The sequence below is a fragment of the Cupriavidus sp. LA-1 genome (genome assembly GCF_055385985.1).
This window is the reverse complement of the sequence record NZ_AP031388.1, coordinates 786,669-809,031: the sequence shown is the minus strand read 5'-3', so window position 1 is coordinate 809,031 and position 22,363 is coordinate 786,669. Positions and strand designations below refer to the sequence as shown.

General features: G+C 65.9%; 21 protein-coding genes. 6 read left to right on the top strand and 15 right to left on the bottom strand.

All coding sequences use genetic code 11. The features are described from left to right. Nucleotides 1-8 precede the first annotated feature (8 nt). Nucleotides 9-2,186: a TonB-dependent receptor gene (locus ACZ5MJ_RS22785; protein WP_464225912.1), complete on the bottom strand. Its 2,178-nt coding sequence runs from the start codon at nucleotides 2,184-2,186 to the stop codon at nucleotides 9-11. Between the two features lie 394 nt (nucleotides 2,187-2,580). Here ACZ5MJ_RS22785 and ACZ5MJ_RS22780 point away from each other — a divergent pair, with 394 nt between their 5' ends. Next, nucleotides 2,581-3,018 carry a helix-turn-helix transcriptional regulator gene (locus ACZ5MJ_RS22780; protein WP_464225911.1) on the top strand — a complete coding sequence of 146 codons (438 nt, stop codon included), beginning with the start codon at nucleotides 2,581-2,583 and terminating at the stop codon, nucleotides 3,016-3,018. A gap of 19 nt (nucleotides 3,019-3,037) precedes the next feature. On the opposite strand, the gene ACZ5MJ_RS22775 is transcribed toward ACZ5MJ_RS22780, so the two are convergent. From ACZ5MJ_RS22775 to phnN, 4 genes are all read right to left on the bottom strand, one after another. Beyond that, nucleotides 3,038-3,835, bottom strand: a complete 798-nt coding sequence (locus ACZ5MJ_RS22775) for a tetratricopeptide repeat protein (RefSeq protein WP_464225910.1) — start codon at nucleotides 3,833-3,835, stop codon at nucleotides 3,038-3,040. Nucleotides 3,836-3,972: 137 nt separating this feature from the next. Further along, on the bottom strand, nucleotides 3,973-6,210 hold the full coding sequence (locus ACZ5MJ_RS22770) for a TonB-dependent receptor (protein WP_464226578.1): 2,238 nt from the start codon (nucleotides 6,208-6,210) through the stop codon (nucleotides 3,973-3,975). Nucleotides 6,211-6,569: 359 nt separating this feature from the next. Then, nucleotides 6,570-7,562 (bottom strand): tripartite tricarboxylate transporter substrate binding protein, encoded by a 993-nt coding sequence (locus tag ACZ5MJ_RS22765; RefSeq protein ID WP_464225909.1) that lies wholly within the window; start codon nucleotides 7,560-7,562, stop codon nucleotides 6,570-6,572. Nucleotides 7,563-7,605: 43 nt separating this feature from the next. Beyond that, nucleotides 7,606-9,411: a phosphonate metabolism protein/1,5-bisphosphokinase (PRPP-forming) PhnN gene (gene phnN, locus ACZ5MJ_RS22760; RefSeq protein ID WP_464225908.1), complete on the bottom strand. Its 1,806-nt coding sequence runs from the start codon at nucleotides 9,409-9,411 to the stop codon at nucleotides 7,606-7,608. Nucleotides 9,412-9,764: 353 nt separating this feature from the next. Here phnN and ACZ5MJ_RS22755 point away from each other — a divergent pair, with 353 nt between their 5' ends. Next, on the top strand, nucleotides 9,765-10,310 hold the full coding sequence (locus ACZ5MJ_RS22755) for a MarR family winged helix-turn-helix transcriptional regulator (RefSeq protein ID WP_464226576.1): 546 nt from the start codon (nucleotides 9,765-9,767) through the stop codon (nucleotides 10,308-10,310). 102 nt (nucleotides 10,311-10,412) lie between these two features. Here the strand turns inward: ACZ5MJ_RS22755 and nadC are convergent, their stop codons facing one another. From nadC to fliL, 8 genes are all read right to left on the bottom strand, one after another. Continuing rightward, nucleotides 10,413-11,246, bottom strand: coding sequence for a carboxylating nicotinate-nucleotide diphosphorylase (nadC, locus tag ACZ5MJ_RS22750; protein ID WP_432262002.1), 834 nt, complete (start codon nucleotides 11,244-11,246; stop codon nucleotides 10,413-10,415). Nucleotides 11,247-11,369: 123 nt separating this feature from the next. Then, the gene (gene fliR / locus ACZ5MJ_RS22745; protein ID WP_464225907.1) at nucleotides 11,370-12,155 is read right to left on the bottom strand and encodes a flagellar biosynthetic protein FliR; all 786 of its coding nucleotides are present in this window, start codon (nucleotides 12,153-12,155) and stop codon (nucleotides 11,370-11,372) included. A 60-nt stretch (nucleotides 12,156-12,215) separates the two neighbouring features. Then, a complete protein-coding gene (gene fliQ / locus ACZ5MJ_RS22740; protein WP_078199399.1) occupies nucleotides 12,216-12,485 on the bottom strand; it encodes a flagellar biosynthesis protein FliQ in 270 nt (89 codons plus the stop codon). A 42-nt stretch (nucleotides 12,486-12,527) separates the two neighbouring features. Beyond that, a complete protein-coding gene (fliP, locus tag ACZ5MJ_RS22735; RefSeq protein ID WP_464226575.1) occupies nucleotides 12,528-13,253 on the bottom strand; it encodes a flagellar type III secretion system pore protein FliP in 726 nt (241 codons plus the stop codon). A gap of 92 nt (nucleotides 13,254-13,345) precedes the next feature. Continuing rightward, nucleotides 13,346-13,801 carry a flagellar biosynthetic protein FliO gene (gene fliO, locus ACZ5MJ_RS22730; RefSeq protein ID WP_464225906.1) on the bottom strand — a complete coding sequence of 152 codons (456 nt, stop codon included), beginning with the start codon at nucleotides 13,799-13,801 and terminating at the stop codon, nucleotides 13,346-13,348. Further along, entirely contained in the window at nucleotides 13,798-14,247 is a 450-nt protein-coding gene (gene fliN / locus ACZ5MJ_RS22725; RefSeq protein WP_432262005.1) for a flagellar motor switch protein FliN, read from the bottom strand. The genes fliO and fliN overlap by 4 nt, the downstream gene beginning before the upstream one ends. Next, nucleotides 14,240-15,259, bottom strand: a complete 1,020-nt coding sequence (gene fliM / locus ACZ5MJ_RS22720) for a flagellar motor switch protein FliM (RefSeq protein WP_464225905.1) — start codon at nucleotides 15,257-15,259, stop codon at nucleotides 14,240-14,242. The genes fliN and fliM overlap by 8 nt, the downstream gene beginning before the upstream one ends. 57 nt (nucleotides 15,260-15,316) lie before the next feature. After that, entirely contained in the window at nucleotides 15,317-15,808 is a 492-nt protein-coding gene (gene fliL / locus ACZ5MJ_RS22715; RefSeq protein WP_464225904.1) for a flagellar basal body-associated protein FliL, read from the bottom strand. A 606-nt stretch (nucleotides 15,809-16,414) separates the two neighbouring features. On the opposite strand from fliL, the gene acnB reads away from it, so the two are divergent. The 4 genes from acnB to ACZ5MJ_RS22695 all read left to right on the top strand — a co-directional run bounded on the left by acnB (nucleotide 16,415) and on the right by ACZ5MJ_RS22695 (nucleotide 21,587). After that, a complete protein-coding gene (gene acnB, locus ACZ5MJ_RS22710; RefSeq protein ID WP_464225903.1) occupies nucleotides 16,415-19,006 on the top strand; it encodes a bifunctional aconitate hydratase 2/2-methylisocitrate dehydratase in 2,592 nt (863 codons plus the stop codon). Between the two features lie 226 nt (nucleotides 19,007-19,232). Beyond that, on the top strand, nucleotides 19,233-19,937 hold the full coding sequence (locus tag ACZ5MJ_RS22705; protein WP_464225902.1) for a glutathione S-transferase N-terminal domain-containing protein: 705 nt from the start codon (nucleotides 19,233-19,235) through the stop codon (nucleotides 19,935-19,937). A gap of 224 nt (nucleotides 19,938-20,161) precedes the next feature. Further along, the gene (locus ACZ5MJ_RS22700; RefSeq protein ID WP_464225901.1) at nucleotides 20,162-20,986 is read left to right on the top strand and encodes a class I SAM-dependent methyltransferase; all 825 of its coding nucleotides are present in this window, start codon (nucleotides 20,162-20,164) and stop codon (nucleotides 20,984-20,986) included. A gap of 229 nt (nucleotides 20,987-21,215) precedes the next feature. Then, nucleotides 21,216-21,587 (top strand): hypothetical protein, encoded by a 372-nt coding sequence (locus ACZ5MJ_RS22695; RefSeq protein WP_464225900.1) that lies wholly within the window; start codon nucleotides 21,216-21,218, stop codon nucleotides 21,585-21,587. Nucleotides 21,588-21,694: 107 nt separating this feature from the next. Here ACZ5MJ_RS22695 and ACZ5MJ_RS22690 read toward each other — a convergent pair whose 3' ends face one another. After that, nucleotides 21,695-22,105 (bottom strand): PIN domain-containing protein, encoded by a 411-nt coding sequence (locus ACZ5MJ_RS22690; protein WP_464225899.1) that lies wholly within the window; start codon nucleotides 22,103-22,105, stop codon nucleotides 21,695-21,697. Further along, on the bottom strand, nucleotides 22,105-22,341 hold the full coding sequence (gene vapB, locus ACZ5MJ_RS22685) for a type II toxin-antitoxin system VapB family antitoxin (protein ID WP_432262021.1): 237 nt from the start codon (nucleotides 22,339-22,341) through the stop codon (nucleotides 22,105-22,107). The genes ACZ5MJ_RS22690 and vapB overlap by 1 nt, the downstream gene beginning before the upstream one ends. Between the last annotated feature and the right edge of the window lie 22 nt (nucleotides 22,342-22,363).

The following is a 22,363-nucleotide window of genomic DNA, read 5'->3' as shown; positions in this document are numbered from 1 at the left end:
GGAGTTCCTCACTGGAATCGATAGCGGGCGGTCAGCATCGCGCTGCGTTTGTCGCCGGGCAGGGCGCCCGAGAACGTCGGCGAGACGTAGTAGGTCTTGTCGGTCAGGTTGCGCAGATTCAGGGTAACGTCCCAGCTCCTGCGGCGGTAATAGACCGCGGCATCGAGCACGACGTACGAAGGCACGCGATACAGGTTCAGGCTGTCCGCATAGCTGTCGCCCTTGTAGGTCAGGCCGAGGCCGACGCCGAAACCGTGCAGTGCCTGTTGCTGGAAGTCATAGGTGGTCCAGAGGCGGCCACCGGTGCGGGCCACCCCGGCCGGGCGCGTGCCGGCGATGCTGCGGTTGGTCACGCCCATGCTGGCGTTGGACGCCAGCGCGTTGGACTGGACTTCCACGTCCTGCAGCACGAAGTTCGCGAGCACGGTCCAGCCGGACAGCGGGCGCGCCGTCAGCTCGATCTCCATGCCGCGCGAACGGTCGCGGCCATCGGGCGTCGGGCTCAGGGCGCCGGGCAGCGTGATGTAGTAATTCTTGCGCTCGGTCTCGAACAGCGACAGGTTGGTTTCCAGCCGGCCGTCAAGGAAGGCGGCCTTCATGCCCACTTCCTTCTGCAGCGCGCTCTCGGGCTGGGTGCTTAGCGCGGCCGGTTCGGTGGAGACGTTGATGAACTTGCTGGTCGATACCCCGGCATACAGCGACAGAGTCTGCAGCGGCTGCCAGACCGCGCCCAGCGAACCGGAGGTGAGGTTTTGCGTGTCGCCGATATTGCGGAAGACACCACCTTGCGTGCCGGCATCGCTGAACTTGACGCGGTCCGAGCGCACCGCCGCCCGCACCTTGAATTGCTCGCCGAAGGCCAGCTGGTCCTGCAGGTAGACCCCCAAGTCCTGCTGCTTGAGGACACGGTTGAAGCCTTGCGCGACCACCGGTGCCAGGCCATGGAGCGTGGTCTCAGGCACGACGGGGGCGTTGATATTGGCGATGTTGGGCAGGTTGTAGCCGGTGCGCAGCGTGTTGATATGCGTGTCGGAATATTCCAGGCCGAACAAGACCGTATGGTCGACCGGGCCGGTGCGGGTCTTCCAGACCAGTTCGTTCTGGGTCAGCAGGAAATGCCCGTCGTCGACCTGGGTGCGGGCGCTACGGCCCGTCATCTGGTTGAGCGCGTTGCCGCCGTTGCCGCCGGCATTGCGGGTCATGTCCAGGCCGCGCTCGTCATAGATGAACGCGGTGCGCATCGTCAGCGCCGGGTCGATGCGCCAGTCGTGGCTCAGCGTCAGGCGGTCGATGGTCTGGCGCGTGTCGTTGAACGGGCTGTAGTAGCGCGCGTCGCGCGGGGCCGGGGCAACCTTGCCCTGGTTGTTGAAGACAATGCCGTAGTTGTCCGGGACGATGCGGATATCGCGATGGTCGTAGTCCACCGTCAGTGTCTTGTCGGTGTCATACGCCCAGCTGAACGACGGCGAGACTTCCTTGATGTCGCGCGACAGGCCGCGATAGCCGTCGCTCTTCTCGTAGTCGGCAATCAGCCGCGTGGAGACCTGCGAGCTGACGGGGCCGCCGACGTCCACATAGGTACCCCAGGTGCCGAAGCTGCCGCCAAATGCGCCAATCTCGGCGCCAAATTTGCTGAGTGGCGGCTTGGTCACGATGTTCACCGTGCCGCCGGGCTGGCCAGAGCCGTAGAGCGCCGAACCCGGGCCCTTGAGCACCTCGATGCGCTCCACGTCGTACATGGTGCGGTAGTAGCCATTCTGGCTGGGACCGTCGAGGTTGCCGTCACGCAGGAAGCGCATGGCCAGCCCACGGACCGTGTAGTTGTTGGCAAAGCCATAACCCCCTGCCAGCAGCGGCTGTACGCCGGCGGAGTTCTGCAGGGCGTAGTTCATGTCCACGGCACCCTGTTCACGCAACACCGTATCCGGGATGACGGTAATGGCGGCCGGAATGTCGCGCAGCGGCGTATCCGTCTTGGTACCGGTTGTCACCGTGTCACGCAGGCTGCCCGGTGTGACCTGGTTGGCGGAGGCGGTGACCGCGGGCAGGGTCTGTTCCGCCACCGCCGGCTGTGTCGATTGGGCTCGCGCTGCGGCGGGCAGGCCGGCAATCAGCGCGGAAGCGAGGGCGGCGATGGTGCGTGGACGGGTGGCTGGGCCAGGGCGGAATGCGGAAACGCGGGTCATGAGATGGTGAGTGACAGATAGCGGATCAGCGAAGGCTAATGCGAATCATTTTCAAACTCAATTCAGAATTCCCTGCCAGCCTGGGATTCCGGGACATGTGTCAGGCAGCCACCAGCCATTTGCCTGGGAACCCAAGGTCGAAAACCGGGGCATGGGACATATGTCCAGTACGTTAATGTGCTGCTGAATTCACCCCATGCGGTGCCGTACCCGCTTGAGAGTTGTTCTGCTTTTCATATAAACGAGAATCAGTTACATTCGCTTCCTCCATTTCCACGCAGTCCGAATCGAATCCGATGGGCGTCTTCCGCCGCCCTCTGTCCTCCCGATGCCGCCCAAGCTTTTGATCCTGCTCGCCTTCTTTCCCGCCTATCAGCTTTGGGATTTGTGGCAGTTGCATAGGACTGGCGGGGTCAACTACCACCTGATGACCGAAGTGGCAGCCACGATCGTGTTCCTGTGGATCCTGGCGGTGTTCCTGCGCGAGCGCCGGCGCGCGGCGAGCGAATTCGCTGAGCTGAAGAACTCGGCAGCCGCTGGCGAGCGTGCCATGGTCGAGCGTGACGCCGCAGTGCTGCAGTCGACCAGGACTTTCCTGAAGCAGATGCAGGATCAGTTCGATGCCTGGAAGCTGACTCCGGCGGAGAAGGATGTGGCGCTGCTGCTGGTGAAGGGGTTGTCGCTGGAGGAGATTGCCGGGCTGCGCGAGAGCGGGGCCAAGACGGTGCGCCAGCATGCGGCCAACATCTATGCCAAGGCCAGGCTTGAAGGGCGCCATCAGTTGGCAGCCTACTTTCTGGAAGACCTGATGGCGCCCGCCGCCGCGAACTGAAGCGTCAAGTCCGGAGCGTTCAGGCGGCTTGCCCGACCCCGGGAATGGCATTCCGGCCGACCATGGCTGCGCTTTGCACGACCCCGTGCAGGCGCCGCAGTTCAGGCTGCGGCGCCAGGCGCAGGTATTCGAGCATCTTCTCGATGAAGGCCGAGGTGGCGGTGCCGGGTGCGCGTGCGATCCAGGCCGCCGCGCCGGCATGGTCTCCGGCCAGCGCCAGCACACGGGCGTAGTTGAACTGCCCGCGGAAATCCCCGGCTTCTGCGGCGCGGCGGTAATAGTCGGCCGCGATGCGGGCATCGGCCAGGACTTCCCAGCCGTCCTCGAAGAAGCCGCCCACGATATTGAGCGATTTGGCGTGTCCCAGGTCCGCCGCCTTGCGGAACCAGGCAAACGCCGCAGGCCGGTCAGTCGGCAGGCCTCGGCCCAGGGCCAGCGAGGTGGCCAGGTTGTACATGCCCCAGTCCGATCCCCGTTCTGCCGCCACCGTGTACCAGTGGGCGGCGGCGGTCGCGCCGGCAGCGGTGCCCCAGCCGTTCTCGTAACAGCGCCCGACCAGGTTGGCCGCGCCCGCGTGGCCGGCATGCGCGGCATGCTTGAACCATGCAAAGGCCCGTGCCTCGTCCCGGGCGACGCCGCGTCCTTCCAGAAACCACTGTCCGAGCAGCGTCTGCGCCGCGAGCGTGCCGCCGGCGGCCGCGGCGCCAAGCCAGGCCAGCGCGGCCTGGGGCGGGCCGGCAAGCTTGTCGCGCAGGCCGGCGGGTCCGAGGTGATCGAGTTCACCCTGGGAGACGATAGGGAAGGGAATCAGGTCCATGGAAACACGCGGAGCCAGAACAGGTGCTCCGTAAAGGCCAGGCGGGAAGGGCTTCTATTGCGGAAGAAGGGCGACGGCGGCAGGCCCTCGCCCGGGGGATCGCGCGGCGGACGGCCCGTGCGGGCCGCCACGATCCGTCAGTAGCGGACGTTCAGGTTGAGCATTGCCCAGCGACCCGGGGCCATGGTCGCGTAGTGCGTCGGGTAAGCCTGGCTGTAATACGTCTTGTCGAACAGGTTCTGCACGTTCAGCTGCAGCGTGAGGGCCTTGTTGATCCTGTACGAGGCCATCGCGTCAAAGCGCCAGTACGCCGGGACCCACTTGTTGTTGACTTCGCTGCCCCAGACCTTCGACACGTAGTAGGCGCCGCCGCCGACCGTGAAGTTGGGGAACAGGCGATAGGTGGACCACAGGCTGAAGCTGTCCTCCGGCGTGTTCGGGAACGAGGTGCCGTTGCTCAGGCCGAACGCCGCGCCCGCGCCGCCGGCGTTGCGCAGTTCGCTCTTCAGGTGCGTGTAGCCGCCGAACACCGCCCAGTCGTCGGTCACGTTGCCCGAGAAGCCGAGCTCGAAGCCGTCGACGCGCTTGTTGCCAGCCATGGCGGCGGTGCCATCCTGCAGCGTAATGCGTGCGTTGGTGGTCTCGATGCGGAAGATCGCGGCCGTCAGCGCCAGGCGCTTGCGCAGCACATCCCACTTGGTGCCCAGTTCGAAGGCCCGGTTCTTTTCCGGGGCGAGTTGCGAGCCGGTGGTCAGCGGGTTGCTGTCGCTGCCTTGCGCCAGGAAGGCGCCCGCCGGCGTCGACGATGTGCCGTACGACACATAGACGCTCGCGTTATCGGCGGGCTTGTAGACCACGCCGAACTGGTAGTTGAAGAGATTGTCGTCGCGCGAGAAACTGGTGCGGAGGTTGGTGCCGGCGGCACGCGTCGACAGGAACTCCGTGGCGTAGCGGTCGAAGCGCAGGCCGGCGTTCACCATCCATTGCCTGCCCAGCTCCATGGAGTCGAACACATAGGCCGAAGTGGTATTCGTCTGCGAGTAGCTCGGGTTATTGGTGCGCGCGATGGAGCCCGCCCACGGATCACCGGGGTTTGGGTTGTAGAGGGTCGTGCAGTTGTAGCCGCCTGCCGCGCCGGGGCCAGCGGGGCAGCGATTGCTGCCGGTGGCCACGGTGTAGGTGTCGTTGTCGCTGGTCTCGCGCGAGAACTCGATGCCGGTGGCGTACTTGTGCCTGACCGGGCCGGTCACGAACTCGCCCGACAGGTCGGTCTGGTTCGACAGCGTCCTGGCGGTGCTGATGCGCGTATTGGCGCGCCGCCAGATCATGTCGTAGTAGAGGTTGCCCTGGCTGTCGTCCGGCTGGGTGTAGATGAAGTCCTGCGACGTGCGCGACATGCGCGTCTGGTTGCGGAACCTGAGCGCGTCGCTGAAATCGTGCTCGAAGCGGATGGTGCCCATGTCCGCCACATCCTTGCGGAAGTCGCGGTCGACGAGACCGTAGTACGTGTTGCGCGGTACGTTCACCGGCGAGCCGTCACCCGCGGTGCGCGTCCTCGCCCGGCCGTCGGTGCGGGCATTGAAGGTCGGGTTGTTGTACGGAATGCCGACATCGGGAATGTCGTCGGTCTGCATGTGGTAGTACGACATCGTCAGGCGCGTGGGCGTGCCCAGCCCGAACGTGACCGTGGGCGCCACACCCCAGCGGTTCTGGTGGGTCGCGTCGCGGCCCGCGACGCCGGAGTCGTGGTACATCGCATTCAGGCGGAAGGCCGCATGCTCGGCGAACTGCCAGTTGCCGTCGACGGTGGCCCGCTTGTAGTCGGCGTTGCCCACGCCCACATTGCCTTCGGCAAAGTTGCCGAGCTTCGCCGACTTGCTGGTGAGGTTGATGCTGCCACCCGCCGAACCACGGCCATCGTAGGCCCCGGCGGGGCCCTTGGTCACCTCGACCGATTCGATATTGAAGACTTCGCGGCTTTGCGAGCCGATGTCGCGAAAGCCGTCGAGGAACGTGCTTGCCTGGGCGTCGTAGCCGCGGATGAAGGGCCGGTCGCCGACCGGATTGCCACCTTCGCCGGCGCCGAAAGCGATGCCGGGCACCGTGCGCAGCACATCGGTAAGCGTGGTGGAGCCCGTGCTCTGAATCACTTCCTGGGGAATCACCGTAATCGAGCGCGGCGTGTCGAGCAGCGCCGCCGGGTTCTTGATCGACGATGAGTGGTCGACCTTGAACTCGCTCGCGCCCGAGACCGTAACCGTCGGGAGTTCGACCGTGCCCGGCGGCGCCTGGGACGCTGTCTGGGAGCCCGTCTGGGCGGTTGCGGGCGCGGCGGCGACAGCCACGCCAAGTGCGCCAGTCAGGTGCGGCAACATGCGCACGCCCTTGGTGATTGCGAGCACGGTTTCGCTCATCGCTAAGCCTCAATCTAAATGGTAGTACGAATGAGAAATATTATCATTTGTATTAAGGAAAGTTCCACTTGTTTTTACAACGACATATTGCGGGAAATGACATGCGTCAAAATATGACGCATAAAGCTCATATGCATCCAGCCAGATCGTGTCGCGGCCATTCCCCGGAACAGCGCGCACGCGGCCAACGCCTGGCGGTTGATGCCAGGACGCAGGCGCGAACGCGCTCTCACGGGGGCCGGCTTGCGCCCGTGTGGCAACGATGTCATGCGGGAAGTCGGGGGATCCGCCTGCTCCAGCCTGGCCGGTGCCCCAGGTGGTCAGTCGACGAGCAGGTTGATCTTCGTCGCGAATTTCTGCCAGCGATCGATGTCGGTGGCCACCAGCTTCTGGAATTCGGCCGGGGTGCTCGTGGTCGTGGCAAAGCCGAGCTGTGTCAGCGATGCCTTGATCTCGGGCTTGGCGATGGCCCTGGCGATTTCGGCATTCAGCTTCTGCACGATCTCGGGCGGCGTATGTGCCGGGGCGAGGATGCCGAACCACTGGTCGACGTCATAGCCGGTCACGCCAAGTTCGCCCACCGTGGGCACGTCGGGCAGGAACGGCGAGCGCGCCTTCGAGGTGACCGCCAGCGCGCGCAGCTTGTTGCTTTTCAGGTAGGGGATGGTGTTGGTCAGCGTGTTGACGCTGACATCGGCCTGGTTGCCAAGCACGTCGGCGATGGCGGGGGCACAACCCTTGTACGGCACATGCAGCATCTCCATCTTTGCCGAGACCTTCAGCAACTCGCCGGCCAGATGCTGCGGGGTGCCGTTGCCGCACGACGCATAGCTGGGGGGAGAGGCGCTCTTGCCCGCCGCCAGCAGGTCGCTGAAGGTGTGGATCTTCGATTGCGATGGCACGGCAATCACCGACGGCACCGAGGCGAAGGTGATCACGGCGCTGAAATCGGACTTGGGATTGAACTGCAGCTTCTTGAAGACGCTCGGGTTGATGGCAAAGCTGCTGTTGACGATAAGCAGCGTATAGCCGTCGGCGGGGCTCTTGGCGACGAACTCGGCACCGATATTGCCGCTCGCGCCGGGCCGGTTGTCGACGACCACCGGCTGCCCCAGCGACTTGCTGAGGTCATTCCCGATCAGGCGCGCAAGAGAATCGGTCCCCCCTCCGGCCGGGAACGTCACTACCACGCGGATCGGCTTTTGCGGGAAGGTACTGGCGATATTGGCTTCGGCGCGCCCGGGCAGGGTGCCCAGGCTGCCTGCGACAAACAGGAGCGATGCCAGACTGCTGACGACGGATAGGGGTCTCATGGATTTGCCTCGTCGGTTAGGGTGAAGGAAGTGGAAAAGCCGGTCAATCGGGGTCAATACGCACCGCATGGCTGCACTCGCCGCCAGCGCGCACCAGTGCCGCAGCCGCCTCAAGCGCTTGCGCGGAGCCCGCGTGGATGCGGTAGAGGGGTTGCCCCGGCGCTACCTTTGCACCGATCGCGCACAGCATGTCGACGCCTGCGCCGGCATCGCGCGGTGCCCCGGCGGCGCGCGCCACGCCGGAAATCTGCAAGCCATCGACGGCTGTCACCCGGCCCTGCGTGGCGGCAGGTACGACCTGCGTATGCGTACCCGGCGCCACCGGGTCGGGGCGGATGCCCTGCGCGGCGGCGATACGATCGAACGCAACCTTGGCCTTGCCGTCATCCAGCAGCGCCGCCGCAATTTGCATGCCGTGTTCGGGCGAGCCCACGCGGGGATCGAATGCGATGATTTCGCCGGCAAAGCGCAGAGCCTTGTCGCGCAGGTCAGCGGGCGCATCGGGGGCGTTGTCGAGCACGAGACGGACGTCGCGCACTTCCAGCGCGGGGCCGATGCCACGGCCGATCGGGTGGCTGCCGTCCGTGACCAGCGCACGCACGTGCAGGCCCAGTCCCTTGCCGACGTGTTCGAACAGCGCGCCCAGCGCCTCGGCTTCGGCGCGCGTTGCCAGCTTGGTCTGTGGCCCGTAGGGCAGGTCGACAATGACGTGGGTAGCGCCGGCGGTGTATTTCTTCGACAGGATCGAAGCCACCGACCAGCGCCGCGAATCCAGCCGCAGGGGCCGCGTGATGGCATTCATCACATCGTCGATCACGGAATGGTTCAGCCGCCCGTTCCACGCAATGCAGGCGCGCGCCTGCGCCACGCAGCGGCGCACGTCTTCTTGCGCCAGGTCGACGCGTGCGATGGTCTCCATGGCATCGGCGGTGCCGGCGGCGGAGGTGATCGCGCGCGACGATGTCTTGGGCATGGCCAGCCCGTAGGCCGCGACAATCGGCACCACGACCAGCGTGATGCGGCTGCCGGGAACGCCACCCATCGAATGCTTGTCGACGACAACGGGCTCGTCCCAGTCGATGCGGGGCGTGAAGGCGGTACGCGCGCGGGCCAGCGCCACCACTTCCTCGTCAGTCAGCGTGCGGGTTGCAGCAACCAGGAACTCGGTCAGCTCTGCCTCGGTGTACCGCCCGGCAATGGCGTCCTGCAGCACGGCGACGTATGCAGCCTCGTCGAGCGGCTCGCCGCGCAGCTTGGCCATCAGGTTGGTGCGGCTGGCCGGCCGTTCGATGGCGGATGCCATGGTGCCGTTGTGCAAGGCTTCGACAAAGCGTGCCGTGCCGGCTTCCAGCGTGCTGTCGTTCGAGACCGTGATGCACGGCACATGTGGCGGCACCGGAGCCCCTGCGCGCGCCACGCGGCTGGCGACCTGGTCGCCCGATTCCCGCCCGCGCGCGGCAATGCGCCGGGCAAGCACGTCATGCGGTGCTGTCACCAGGACCACCACGAAGCGCGGCAAGCGGGCCGCAAGTTCCGCGATGACGCTGCGCGAGCCATTGGCGACGACGTTGCGGCCGCGTTCGAGCTCGCGCATCAGGGAGGCCGGCAGTCCATAGCGCAGCTCGTGCGCGTCCCAGGTCACCAGGAATTCTCCGCTTCGCTGGCGCCGCGCGAACTCGGTCTCGGATACCCCCTCATGCGCTTCGCCGGCGGACCCGCCAGGACGCGTGATGACGCGCCGCGCAAAGACGTAGTCGTCATCGAGCGCGGCACGTGCACCGTCGATCAGCGAGTCCTTGCCAGCGCCACTGGGCCCCACAACAAAAAAGAATGTGCCGCTCGCCGTCATGGAAATTACCTTAGATGTCGAAGTTATGTGGTTATGCTAGCACCGGCCCGGGGGGTGTCAAGATAAGTTCGATGTCTAAGGTAATGCAAGCAGTGGGCCAGCGCCCGCAAATCAAGCGTGTACGCGGGATTCGCGGATTTCTAGGGGAAAACACGGGGGCAGGGTGCGCAGCGACGGTGCCCCATGCATGGCTTGAGGGCATGGTGCACTGATGGAGTGAGCGCTACATGGAGATGCCCTGGCCATCAGGCGTGGTGTCCGCGTGCGAGTGCCGGAGGCGTTATCATGTGCGCTGTCGCCGGCACCGCGCTCGTTCGGTGCCGCATGCATGCGTTTCACTTTCCCTCATGACTATGGCCACAAGAAAGCCGGATGCTCCGGTCCCGATCACGCCTGCGGATGAAGCCGATGAAGAACGGCTTGCCCACCTGGTGAAGGATGCCGCCCGCGCCTATATCCGGGCGCTGCAGCTGCGCCTGGCGGAGCATTCGGTTTCGTACGGCCACTGGACCATCCTGCGTATCCTGTGGCGCCATGACGGCCTGTCGCAGCGGGAGCTGAGCGAACGGGCCGGCGTGACCGAGCCGACGACGTTTGCGGCAGTCAAGGCGCTGGAGGCGCTGGGCTACGTGGAACGCACCCATCTTCCCGGCAACAAGAAGAAGGTGCATGTGTTCCTGAGCAAGACCGGACGCGCGCTGCGCCGCAAGCTCGAGCCGCTGGCTACCGAGGTGAACGAGCTCAGCGTGGCAGGGCTGAGCGAGGAAGATGTGCTGACCACCCGCCGCGTGCTGATCACGATCGCGAAGCGGCTGGTCGCCGACGAAGCCGCCTCGGCAGAGCATGGCCGGCGCGTTCCGTCTACGCAGGAGGTGGGGCGGCTGCTCTCGGATCTGTAGGCAGCCCGCCAACGAAAAGGCCCTCGCCGGGCGAGACCGGCAAGGGTGAATGCCTTGGGTAGAAGGCGTGAATCGGTCAGGGGGGCCTGGGCCCCGCGGCTGTCAGGCTTCGTCGAGCCCGATATCGACGGCAGGGGCGGACTGGGTGATCTTGCTGGTGGAGATGTAGTCCACGCCCGTTTCCGCCACGGCCCGGATCGTTTCCAGGCGGATGCCGCCCGAGGCCTCGACCTTGGTCCGGCCATTGACGATCTGCACGGCTTCCTTCATGTCGGGCACCGACATATTGTCCAGCATGATCACGTCGACACCGGCCGCCAGTGCCTCGTGCACCTGTTCCAGCCGGTCGCATTCCACTTCCAGCTTGGTCAGCACGGGCAACCTGCGGCGCACGCGCGCCACGGCCGCGGCAATGCTGCCGCACACGGCGATGTGGTTGTCCTTGATCATCACGCCGTTGTCCAGGCTGAGCCGGTGGTTCAGTCCGCCGCCGCAGGTCACCGCGTGCTTTTCCAGCGCGCGCAGGCCGGGTGTGGTCTTGCGGCTGTCGATCAGGCGCGCCCTGGTGTGGGCAATGGCCTGGGCATACGTTGCCGTATGGTTGGCGATGCCGCACAGCCGCTGCATGATGTTCAGCGCGGTGCGCTCGGCCGTCAGGACACTGCGTGCATTGCCGCTCACGTTAAGCAGCACCGCGCCTTTTTCCACCTTGTTGCCGTCGGCGACCCGCACATCGACAGACAGCGTCGGGTCGTAGCGCGCGAAGATGCGTGCCGCCACATCGATGCCGGCGATGAGCATGGGCTCGCGGGCGTTCATGCAGAAGGTGCCGGTCTCTCCCGGTTCAATCATGGTCTGGACGGTCAAGTCGCAGATGCCGATGTCTTCGGTCAGCCAGAGGTCGATCAGCTTGTCCGTGGCGAAAATGTCGTACATGAAGGGCTCCTGAACGGTGGTTGCGGTACCTGATAAATCTTAGAGATCGAAGTACATGGCGTAATACTAGCCCCTTCGTGCGCCATGTCAAGAGATATTCGAGATCTAAGATAAAGCGCAATCCTACCGCGCAAACTGCGCCAGCACCGTCCCCACCGCCTCCAGCCCCGCCTCGATCATGTGCTGCATGTAGACGCCCATCTGCGGCATCACCAGCATCAGCACCAGCAGCCCGCCCGACAGCGTGACCGGGAAGCCGACCGCAAAGATCGACAGTTGCGGCGAGGCGCGGTTCAGGATGCCCATCGCCAGGTTCAGCGTCAGCAGAGCGGCGATCATCGGCAGTGCCAGCAGCAGGCCGGACGAGAACACCATGCCGCCGGCGCGGGCCACGGCCATGGCGCCGCCGGCCGATAGCGGCGTGCCACCGATGGGCAGGCCGTTGAAGCTGTCGACCAGCGTGCCCAGCATCAGCAGGTGGCCGTCCAGCGCCAGGAACAGCAGCACCGCGATCAAGTTCAGGAAGCGCGACAGCACCATGGTCTGGCCACCGGCGGCGCGGTCGAAGAAGGACGCGAACGACAGGCCCATCTGCAGGCCGATGATTTCGCCGGCCTGCTGCACGGTGGCAAAGACCAGGCGCATGGCGAAGCCGGTGGCCAGGCCGACGCCGACTTCATTGAGGATGATGATCAGCCCGCCGAAGGAATACACCGGCACCACCGGCAGTTGCGCGATGGTGGGCGAGACCACCATCGCGATCACGGCGGACAGCGCGATCTTGACGCGGCGCGGGATGGTGGATTCACCGAACAGCGGCGCGGTGCTGATCAAGGCCAGGATGCGGAAAAACGGCCATAGAAACGCCGCGAGCCAGCTGTAGAGCTGGGCTGAGGTGAACTCGATCACGGCGGGGAGTCAGCGGGCAGGCAGGGCGAGGGGGGACGACGACGGCGAGTGCGGCTGCTGTCAGTGCGCCATCGCGGGAATGCTCTGGAACACCTCGCGCATGTAGTCGACCATCGAATTGATCATCCACGGCCCGGCCAGCACCATGGTGGCGAACAGCGCGATCAGCTTGGGGATAAAGCTCAGCGTCATCTCGTTGATCTGGGTCGCGGCCTGGAACAGGCTGACCAGCAGGCCGGCGGCCAGCGCCACCAGCAGCAGCGGGGCGGCCAGCAGCAGGGTCATCTTCATCGCCTGGGTGGCGATGGTCATTACGGTCTCGGGTGTCATGGCTAAGACTTGGCGGTGGGTGGCGGGCGCTGGCTGGCCGCCTCAGTTCATGAAGCTCTGCGCCAGTGAACCCAGCAGCAACTGCCAGCCGTCGACCAGCACGAACAGCATCAGCTTGAACGGCAGCGAGATAGTGGCCGGCGGCACCATCATCATGCCCATCGCCATCAGCACGCTGGCCACGACCAGGTCGATGATCAGGAACGGGATGAAGATGGTGAAGCCGATCTGGAACGCGGTCTTCAGCTCGCTGGTGACGAAGGCCGGCACCAGGATACTGATCGGCACTTCCTCCGGGCCCTGCATCTCCGGCGCCTTGGCCATCTGGGCAAACATGGCCAGGTCCTTCTCGCGGGTCTGGCGCAGCATGAAGCCCTTGAGCGGCTCGACGGCGCGGGCGGCGGCGGCTTCGAGGCTGATCTTGTTTTCCGACAGCGGCTTGTAGGCGTCGTTGTAGACGCGGTCGAACACCGGTGCCATCACGAAGAAAGTCAGGAACAGCGACAGGCCCACCAGCACCTGGTTGGGTGGCGAGGAGGCCGTACCCAGCGCGTTGCGCAGCAGGCCCAGCACGATGACGATGCGGGTGAAGCCGGTCATCATCAGCATTGCCGCCGGCAGGAACGACAGCGAGGTCAGCAGCACCAGCGTCTGCACCGGCAGCGACCAGATCTGGCCGCCGCCCGGGGCGGGTTTGCTGATCACGCCGGGCAGCGCCTGGGCCCAGGCCGGTGCGGGCGCGAAGGCCAGCGCGGCAATGGCTGCCATCAGCGCCAGCAGGGCAGGCATCGGGAAGCTGCGCGCGGCTGCAGCATTGCGCACAGCGCGGGCATGGCGCCGCAGCGCGGCACGCGGAGAATTCATGGCTTGAAGTGATCCTGCATCGAACGCAGCAGTTTTTCGGCAAAGGTGCCGCCGGTCCGCGGTTGCGACGAGCCGATGGCGCCGGGGGCCGCCGTCGGGCTGGCGGCCGTGGTGCCCGCGGTCATGGTGTGCAGCGGCCGGATTTCGCCGGGGCTGACGCCCAGCACCAGCCAGGTATCGCCCACCTCGACCAGCACCAGGCGCTGGCGTGCGCCGAGCATGGTGCTGCCGACCACCTTCATCGCGCCGCCGGTGGCATGGCGCACCAGGCCGGCACGCCGTGCCACCCAGGCCATGCCCAGGATCAGCGCGATGATGGCGAACAGCCCCAGCCCGGCCTGCGCCAGGCTGGCCGCGCCGCTGATGGCGGGCACGTGCGTGCCGTCGGCGGCCATGACGGCCCCCGGCAGCAGCGCAGGCACGGCCAGGCTGGCGCGCGTCGGCATGGTCATTTGTTCAGCTTCCGGATGCGTTCGGACGGCGTGATGATGTCCGTCAGGCGGATGCCGAACTTGTCGTTCACCACCACCACCTCGCCCTGCGCGATCAGGTAGCCGTTGACCAGCACGTCCATCGGCTCGCCGGCCAGGCCATCCAGTTCCACCACCGAGCCCTGCGCCAGTTGCAGCAGGTTCTTGATGGGTACCTTGGTGCGGCCCAGTTCCACGGTCAGCTGCACCGGGATATCGAGGATCATCTCGATATCGTTGCGGAAGCCGCTCGGCGCTTCCTTGGCCAGCGGCGGGAAGACCGTGGCAGCGGCCGGGGTGGCCGCAGGCGCGGCCGCCGGTGCGGTGGCTGCGGGGATCCCGGCGGATGTGGCGCTGGTCTGCTCGGCCAGCGCGCTGGCCCAGTCGTCCATCGGGTCGACCGGCTTGTCCTCGATGCCGTCACTCATAATCGGTGTCCTCGGTGTCCAGGTGGGAGTGGCCGTCCTGGTGATTGATCATTCGTTCTACCCGCAGCGCGTACTGGCCGTTCATGGTGCCGAAGCCGCATTGCATGACGGGCACGCCGTCCACCTTGCCGAAGATCTTCTCCGGCAGCTCGATCGGCAGCACGTCGCCGGCGCGCATCGCCAGCACTTCGGCCACGGTGCTCTGCAGGTGCGCGAATTCGGCCACCAGCTCCACCTCGGCCGCGCGCAGCTGCGTGGACAGTTGCGTGACCCAGCCCTTGTCGACGTCCTTCTCGTCCTGCAGCGGATTCATCAGCAGGTCCTTGAGCGGCTCGATCATCGCGTACGGCAGGCACACGTGGAGCTGGCCGCCGACCGCGCCCAGTTCGATATGGAAGGCGGTGGTCACCACGGCTTCGTTGTGCGTGGCGACGTTGGCAAACTTGGGGTGCATCTCCGAGCGGATGTACTCGGTCTCGATCGGGTGCACGGTGCGCCAGGCGTTGCCGTAGCTGGTCAGCGTCAGCTCCAGCATGCGCTGGATGATGCGCTGCTCGGTCTGGGTAAAGTCGCGGCCTTCCACGCGGGTGTGGAAGCGGCCGTCGCCGCCGAACAGGTTGTCCACCACCAGAAACACCAGGTTCGGGTCGTAGATGAACAGCGCCGTGCCGCGCAGCGGCTTCAGGTGGACCAGGTTCAGGTTGGTCGGCATCGGCAGGTTGCGCGCGAAATCGCCGAACTTCTCGATCCTCACGCCGCCCACCGAGATGTCCGCGCCGCGGCGGATGAAATTGAACAGCGCCGTGCGCATCGAGCGCGCAAAGCGCTCGTTGATGATTTCCAGCGTGTGCAGGCGGCCGCGGATGATGCGTTCCTGCGTCGCCAGGTTGTAGGGGCGCACCGCGCCTTCGTCGGGCGCAGGCTCGCTGGCCTTGGGCGTATCGGCTTCGCCGGATACGCCCTTGAGCAGCTCGTCTACCTCGTCTTGCGAGAGGAACTTGTCGTAGGCCATCTGGTGTCCTGCCCCTTGTGCGGCGTTATGGATGAATCCGGCTGCCCTGGCTTGCGCTTACTGCACCACGAACGAGGTGAAGAGCACATCGAGCACGCGCTGCGCCGGCAGGCCGCTGGCAAACGGCTTGCTGATGGTGTCGCGGATGTCGTCGGCCAGCTTGCGCTTGCCTTCGACGGTGGCCAGGTCGGCCGGATGCCTGGCCGACAGCAGCAGCAGGATGCGGCTGCGCGCTTCGGGCAGGTACTGGGCCAGGCGCGCCTGGGTCTCGGCATCGGCCACCTTCAGCGACAGGCCGGTGTGCAGGAAGCGGTCGCCGTCGTCGCTGCGCAGGTTGACGGTGAACGCATCCAGCGGCACGAAGATCGGCGGCGGTACGACCGGGGCGGCGGGCGCGGCGGCAGCCGCCGGCTGGCGGTTGCTCAGCACGCTACCCAGCACGAAGCCTCCGGCGCCCAGTGCCACAACCAGCACGCCGGCGCCAATCAGCAGCAGCCGGCCGCGCTTGCCTGTGTTGCCAGTCCGGGGAGGGGAAGCCGTGTTCGCCATGAGAAGCCTGTATCGGAATGCCTGCCATTCTTCCGGAATCGCAGGCCAGCAAAGGGCCGAAAAAAAGGGGGAAACCCTTTCAGCTTGGCCATTTGAGCGGAAAGGGGGCAGGCACGGCAAGCGTCCTGCTTCGTAGATAGGTTGTCGAAATGAAGTGGTTCGGTTGGTCGTCAGGCTAGGCGCGAGGAGGCGCCATAGCCGTAGCTATGGCAACGACGAGCAACGACGCATGGCGGCCAACCGGGCCATTTCATGACAAGCTATCTGCGAAGCAGGGCGCTACAGCGAGCGGGCGCTGCGGGAGACGCGCCTGCAGGCTGGTTAACGCTTCATGTCGTGTGAACTTGAGTGCCGGTGCGATTCGCGGCGAATCGCGGCCGGCCCGGCGGGGTGGGTTCGGGCAGCGCCGATGTGCATTCCCTACTACGCTAGTCGGGTAGTTTGTTATGTGGGCCTGCAAAACCATCAGTCCTTAACGCATTGATCTGCATGCATTTTTGCATTTTCACTCTTATATAAGATATAAGACATTTGACCGAGGAGCTGCTTCGGACTACAATCGCGACGTACCGAGATTTTCTAAACCTAATTACTCAGCAGGTTCCCATGCTTGAAAACTATCGCGCACATGTGGCCGAGCGCGCCGCGCTTGGCATCCCCCCTCTGCCCCTGACCGCCAAGCAGACAGCCGAGCTGATCGAACTGCTGAAGAACCCGCCCGCCGGTGAAGAGCAGAACCTGGTCGAGCTGATCACCTACCGCGTGCCGGCCGGTGTGGACGACGCCGCCAAGGTCAAGGCTTCGTACCTGGCCGCCGTGGCGCTGGGCAAGGAACAGTGCGCGCTGATCTCGCGTGCCAAGGCGACCGAGCTGCTGGGCACCATGCTGGGCGGCTACAACATCTCGCCGCTGATCGAGCTGCTGGACGATGCCGAAGTGGGCACCGTCGCCGCCGACGCGCTGAAGAAGACCCTGCTGATGTTCGACGCCTTCCACGACGTGAAGGACAAGGCCGACAAGGGCAACGCCAATGCCAAGGCCGTGCTGCAAAGCTGGGCCGATGCCGAGTGGTTCACCAGCCGTCCGGAAGTGCCGCAAAGCCTGACCATCACCGTGTTCAAGGTGCCGGGCGAAACCAACACCGACGACCTGTCGCCGGCCCCGGACGCAACCACCCGCCCGGACATCCCGATGCACGCGCTGGCCATGCTGAAGAACAAGCGCGAAGGCGCGGCGTTCCAGCCGGAAGAAGACGGCAAGCGCGGCCCGGTCAAGTTCATCGAGTCGCTGAAGGAAAAGGGCCACCTGGTTGCCTACGTGGGCGACGTGGTCGGTACCGGCTCGAGCCGCAAGTCGGCCACCAACTCGGTGCTGTGGTTCACCGGCGAAGACATCCCGTTCATCCCGAACAAGCGTTTCGGCGGCGTGTGCCTGGGCAACAAGATTGCCCCGATCTTCTACAACACCATGGAAGACGCCGGCGCGCTGCCGATCGAGCTGGATGTGTCGAAGATGGAAATGGGCGACGTGGTCGAGCTGCGCCCGTACGACGGCAAGGCCCTGAAGAACGGCGAAGTGATCGCCGAGTTCAAGGTCAAGTCCGACGTGCTGTTCGATGAAGTGCGCGCCGGCGGCCGCATTCCGCTGATCGTTGGCCGTGGCCTGACCGCCAAGGCACGCGAAGCGCTGGGCCTGGCCCCGTCGACGCTGTTCCGCCTGCCGCAGAACCCGGCCGACACGGGCAAGGGCTTCACCCTGGCCCAGAAGATGGTCGGCCGCGCCTGCGGCCTGCCCGAAGGCAAGGGCATCCGCCCGAATACCTACTGCGAACCGAAGATGACCTCGGTGGGCTCGCAGGACACCACCGGCCCGATGACCCGCGACGAGCTGAAGGACCTGGCCTGCCTGGGCTTCTCGGCCGACCTGGTGATGCAGTCGTTCTGCCACACCGCCGCCTATCCGAAGCCGGTCGACGTCAAGACCCACCACACGCTGCCTGAGTTCATCAGCACGCGCGGCGGCATTTCGCTGCGCCCGGGCGACGGCGTGATCCACTCGTGGCTGAACCGCATGCTGCTGCCCGACACCGTCGGCACCGGCGGCGACTCGCACACCCGCTTCCCGATCGGCATCAGCTTCCCGGCAGGTTCGGGCCTGGTGGCCTTTGCCGCCGCCACCGGCGTGATGCCGCTGGACATGCCGGAATCGGTGCTGGTCCGCTTCAAGGGCCAGATGCAGCCGGGCGTGACCCTGCGCGACCTGGTCAACGCGATTCCGCTGTACGCGATCAAGCAAGGCCTGCTGACCGTGGCCAAGCAAGGCAAGAAGAACATCTTCTCGGGCCGCATCCTGGAAATCGAAGGCCTGCCCGACCTGAAGGTCGAGCAAGCGTTCGAACTGTCGGATGCTTCCGCCGAGCGGTCGGCCGCCGGTTGCACGGTGCGCCTGAACAAGGACCCGATCATCGAATACATCAACAGCAACATCACGCTGCTGAAGTGGATGATCGCCCAGGGCTACCAGGACCCGCGCAGCCTGCAGCGCCGCATCAAGGCCATGGAAGCCTGGCTGGCCGATCCGAAGCTGCTGGAGCCGGACGCCGACGCCGAGTACGCCGCCGTGATCGAGATCGACCTGGCCGACGTGCATGAGCCGATCGTGGCCTGCCCGAACGACCCGGACGACGTGAAGACGCTGTCCGACGTGGCCGGCGCCAAGATCGACGAAGTGTTCATCGGTTCGTGCATGACCAACATCGGCCACTTCCGCGCAGCCTCCAAGCTGCTGGAAGGCAAGCGCGACATCCCGGTCAAGCTGTGGGTCGCCCCGCCGACCAAGATGGACCAGAAGCAACTGACCGAGGAAGGCCACTACGGCGTGTTCGGCACCGCCGGTGCCCGCACCGAAATGCCGGGCTGCTCGCTGTGCATGGGCAACCAGGCCCAAGTGCGCGAAGGCGCCACGGTGATGTCGACCAGCACGCGCAACTTCCCGAACCGCCTGGGCAAGAACACCAACGTGTACCTGGGTTCCGCCGAACTGGCCGCGATCTGCTCGCGCCTGGGCCGCATCCCGAGCAAGGACGAGTACATGGCCGACATGGGCGTGCTCAGCGCCAATGGCGACAAGATCTACAAGTACATGAACTTCGACCAGATCGAGGACTTCAAGGAAGTGGCCGACGGCGTGACGGTGTAAGCCGCGCAGTCAGGCTGGCATGAAGAAGGGGCCCCGCGTTGCGGGGCCCTTTTTGTTGTCGGCGCTTCGGTTTTGCCGGCTTGCCTGAACCTCAGTCCGGCGGCATCCCCTGCCGGCCGAGGTTGCCTCAGCGCGCACTGCAAGCCGGGCGGGGCCGGTTTATGATCTGGTTTTTCCGTTGTCCGGCGCCTCCCGCAATGCGCAAGCGCCCGAACCTGGAGCCAGTGTGCCCGATTTGTCCGCATTCCCCATCACCCGCAAATGGCCGGCGCAGCATCCCGACCGCATCCAGCTCTATTCCCTGCCCACGCCCAACGGCGTCAAGGTGTCGATCATGCTGGAGGAGACCGGCCTGGCGTATGAGCCGCACCTGGTGCGCTTCGATGCCAACGACCAGATGTCGCCGGAGTTCCTGTCGCTGAACCCGAACAACAAGATCCCCGCGATCCTTGATCCCGATGGCCCGGGCGGCAAGCCGCTGGCGCTGTTCGAATCGGGCGCGATCCTGCTGTACCTGGCCGACAAGTCGGGCAAGCTGATTCCCGCCGACCCGGCGCGCCGCTACGAAACCATCCAGTGGGTGATGTTCCAGATGGGTGGCATCGGGCCGATGTTCGGGCAGGTGGGCTTCTTCAACAAGTTCGCCGGCAAGGACTACGAGGACAAGCGCCCGCGCGACCGCTACGTGGCCGAAAGCCGCCGCCTGCTGAACGTGCTGAACCAGCGGCTGGAGGGGCGCGACTGGATCATGGGCGACGAATACACCATCGCCGACATCGCCACCTTCCCGTGGGTGCGCAACCTGATCGGCTTCTATGAGGCGGGCGACCTGGTCGGCATCCAGGACTTCTCGCATGTCAGGCGCGTGCTGGATGCGTTTGTCAGGCGTCCGGCCGTGGTGAAGGGGCTGGATACGCCGCACCGCGGCTGAGCAGCGAAGGCATGTTGATTGGCCGGCACGGGTCGTGGAACCGCCGGCCGCTGGCATGCTCGGGGCAACCCGTGGCGCGGGGTGCCCGACCGAGCGCCCTGGCGCTGTCGCCCGCCGGCGCTGTCTATACTTGGCTTGACCGGGTTCTTTACGGCGGAGGGTCACTGCGTCCGCACCAACCGCGCGCTTGCCGGCACCCTGGACATCGACGCCGAGGAGAGGGCATGGACCACACCGCAGATTCGTTTCGGGCCTTTGAGCTGGCCGGCTGGGAAGATCCCGAGGTCGTCAGCCAGTACGAGGAGCATCTGTCGCACGTGACCCGGCAATCGGTCGAGTCCCTGCTGGACGAGGCCCGTGTGGCCAGCGGGCAGCGCGTGCTGGACGTGGCCACCGGCTCCGGCCATGTCGCGGCGGGAGCCGCGCAACGCGGTGCCGAGTCCGTCGGCATCGACTTCTCGCTGGCGCAGGTGCAGCTGGCCCGCAAGCTCCATCCGGAGGCCCATTACGAACAGGCCGATGCGCAGGCGCTGCCGTTCGGCGATGCCAGCTTCGATGCCGTGGTCAATGGATTCGGCATGTGCCACCTGTCGGAGCCCGACGCCGCGCTGGCCGAAGCGTTCCGCGTGCTGCGCCCGGGCGGACGCATCGCGTTCACGGTGTGGGACACCCCCGAGCGCGCGGTCGGCTTCGGCGCGGTCTATGCCGCGATCCGCGCCTGCGGATCGATGGAGGTCGATATCCCGGTGGGGCCCAACTTCTTCCTGTTCAGCGATCCGGGACACTGCCGCACCGCCTTGCAGCAGGCCGGCTTTGTCTCGCCCACCTGCCGCAGCGTGCCGCAGGTATGGCGCTTCTCCACGCCCGACCAGCTGTTCGATGCGCTGGCCCAGGGCACCGTGCGTGCCGCCGCCACGCTGCGTGCGCAGACCCCCAGGGCCCGCGATGAAATCCGCGCCGTGCTGCGCGGCACCGTCGCCGCCTACATGCGCGGCAGCGGTTTCGAGGTGCCGATGCCGGCGGTGCTGGCGGCGGCGGTCAAGCCCTGAGGGCGGTGCGGCCGGCGAGGCGCGCAGCCGCCCGCTGAGGGTGTTGGGCACCGACCGACATCCCCAGGGTCGGCGTCGGTCCGGTCCCACCACTCCATCTCCGGAAAGTGCCGCAATCCAGGCCGCAGCCAGCGCTGCGGCGGTGGCACGGTCATTGCGCAATGGTCAGCGAGCGCGGCGCCGCGGCTCGTTGTGCCACCTGCCAGCAATGGCTTCCCGGAGAACCCCGATGAATACCCGACCCCAATGCCAGACAGGGCAGGCCGCGCCGCGCCCGCATGCAATCCGGCACCGCGCGCGCCGAGCCATGGTGCTGCTGCGTGTGCTGAGCTTGTGCATCAACAGCGTCGCCTGCGCGCAGGCCGAGGCGCCGCAGGCCGCGGCGTCTGCCGTGCAGGCCGTGACGCCGGAACAGAAATTCGCACCCGGATACCTTGAGGCCGCCGCCACCGGCTATGACAATGGCCAGGCCTTCCGGGAGCCGGAAGGCATCGCGCCGCTGAGGCCGCCGCGCGAGGTACGCAACGTGCCGGCGGCGCCGATGGTGGGCGCCGTGCCGGTGGCCATGCCAGAGGCGGCGCAGCCGCAGCCGTCGCGCTGATCCGGTGGCCCCCGGATCAGTGTGGGTCTCCGGCGTTCGATCTGTTTCCGTTCATCCGCCCCGCTGACATGAAGTTGCTCCGGGAAGGCGGCGGCCGTGACTTGAGTTTACCCCTGAGACAGCGCGGTCCAGTCTTCAAGGCGCAGGCCCGGATACGCGGCAAAGTCGCGGGTGTTGCGCGTGACCACCGTCAGGTCCTCGGCAATGGCATGCGCCGCAATCAGCTTGTCCAGGACATCCGCCTTGCGTTCGCGCGTGGCGGCGCGGACCGGGCCGTAAGCGCGCGCTGCCGCGGCATTCAGCGGTAGCACCGGCACGCGAGCGACCAGCGCTTCCAACGCGCGCCGCGCTGCCCGGGGATCGCCCGAGACGGTGACGCCGTATTCCAGCTCGGCCAGGGTGATAGCGGACAGCACCACATCGCCCTCGAAGCATTGAGCGAAGCGCTCGGCCACTTGCGGTGGCTGGTTCTTCATCAGGTAAATGCACATATTGGTGTCGAACATATACCTGGCCATCAGAACCCCTCCCGCTCGGCCTGCGTCTGGTCTTCGCGGCCTTGTGCCATGAAGTCGTCCGGGAACGCGGCAAAGGCGTCGAGCAGCCCGGTCAGGCGCCGCCGCGCAGGCCGAATGCGCAACTCATCGCCGATCCGCTCGATTTCCAGCGGCATGTCGGTATCCGGATAGGCCAGTTCCGCGGGAATTCGCACCGCCTGCGAGTTGCCGTTGCGGAAGATACGGGTGAAAGGCATTGTGATTTCCATGTACATCCTG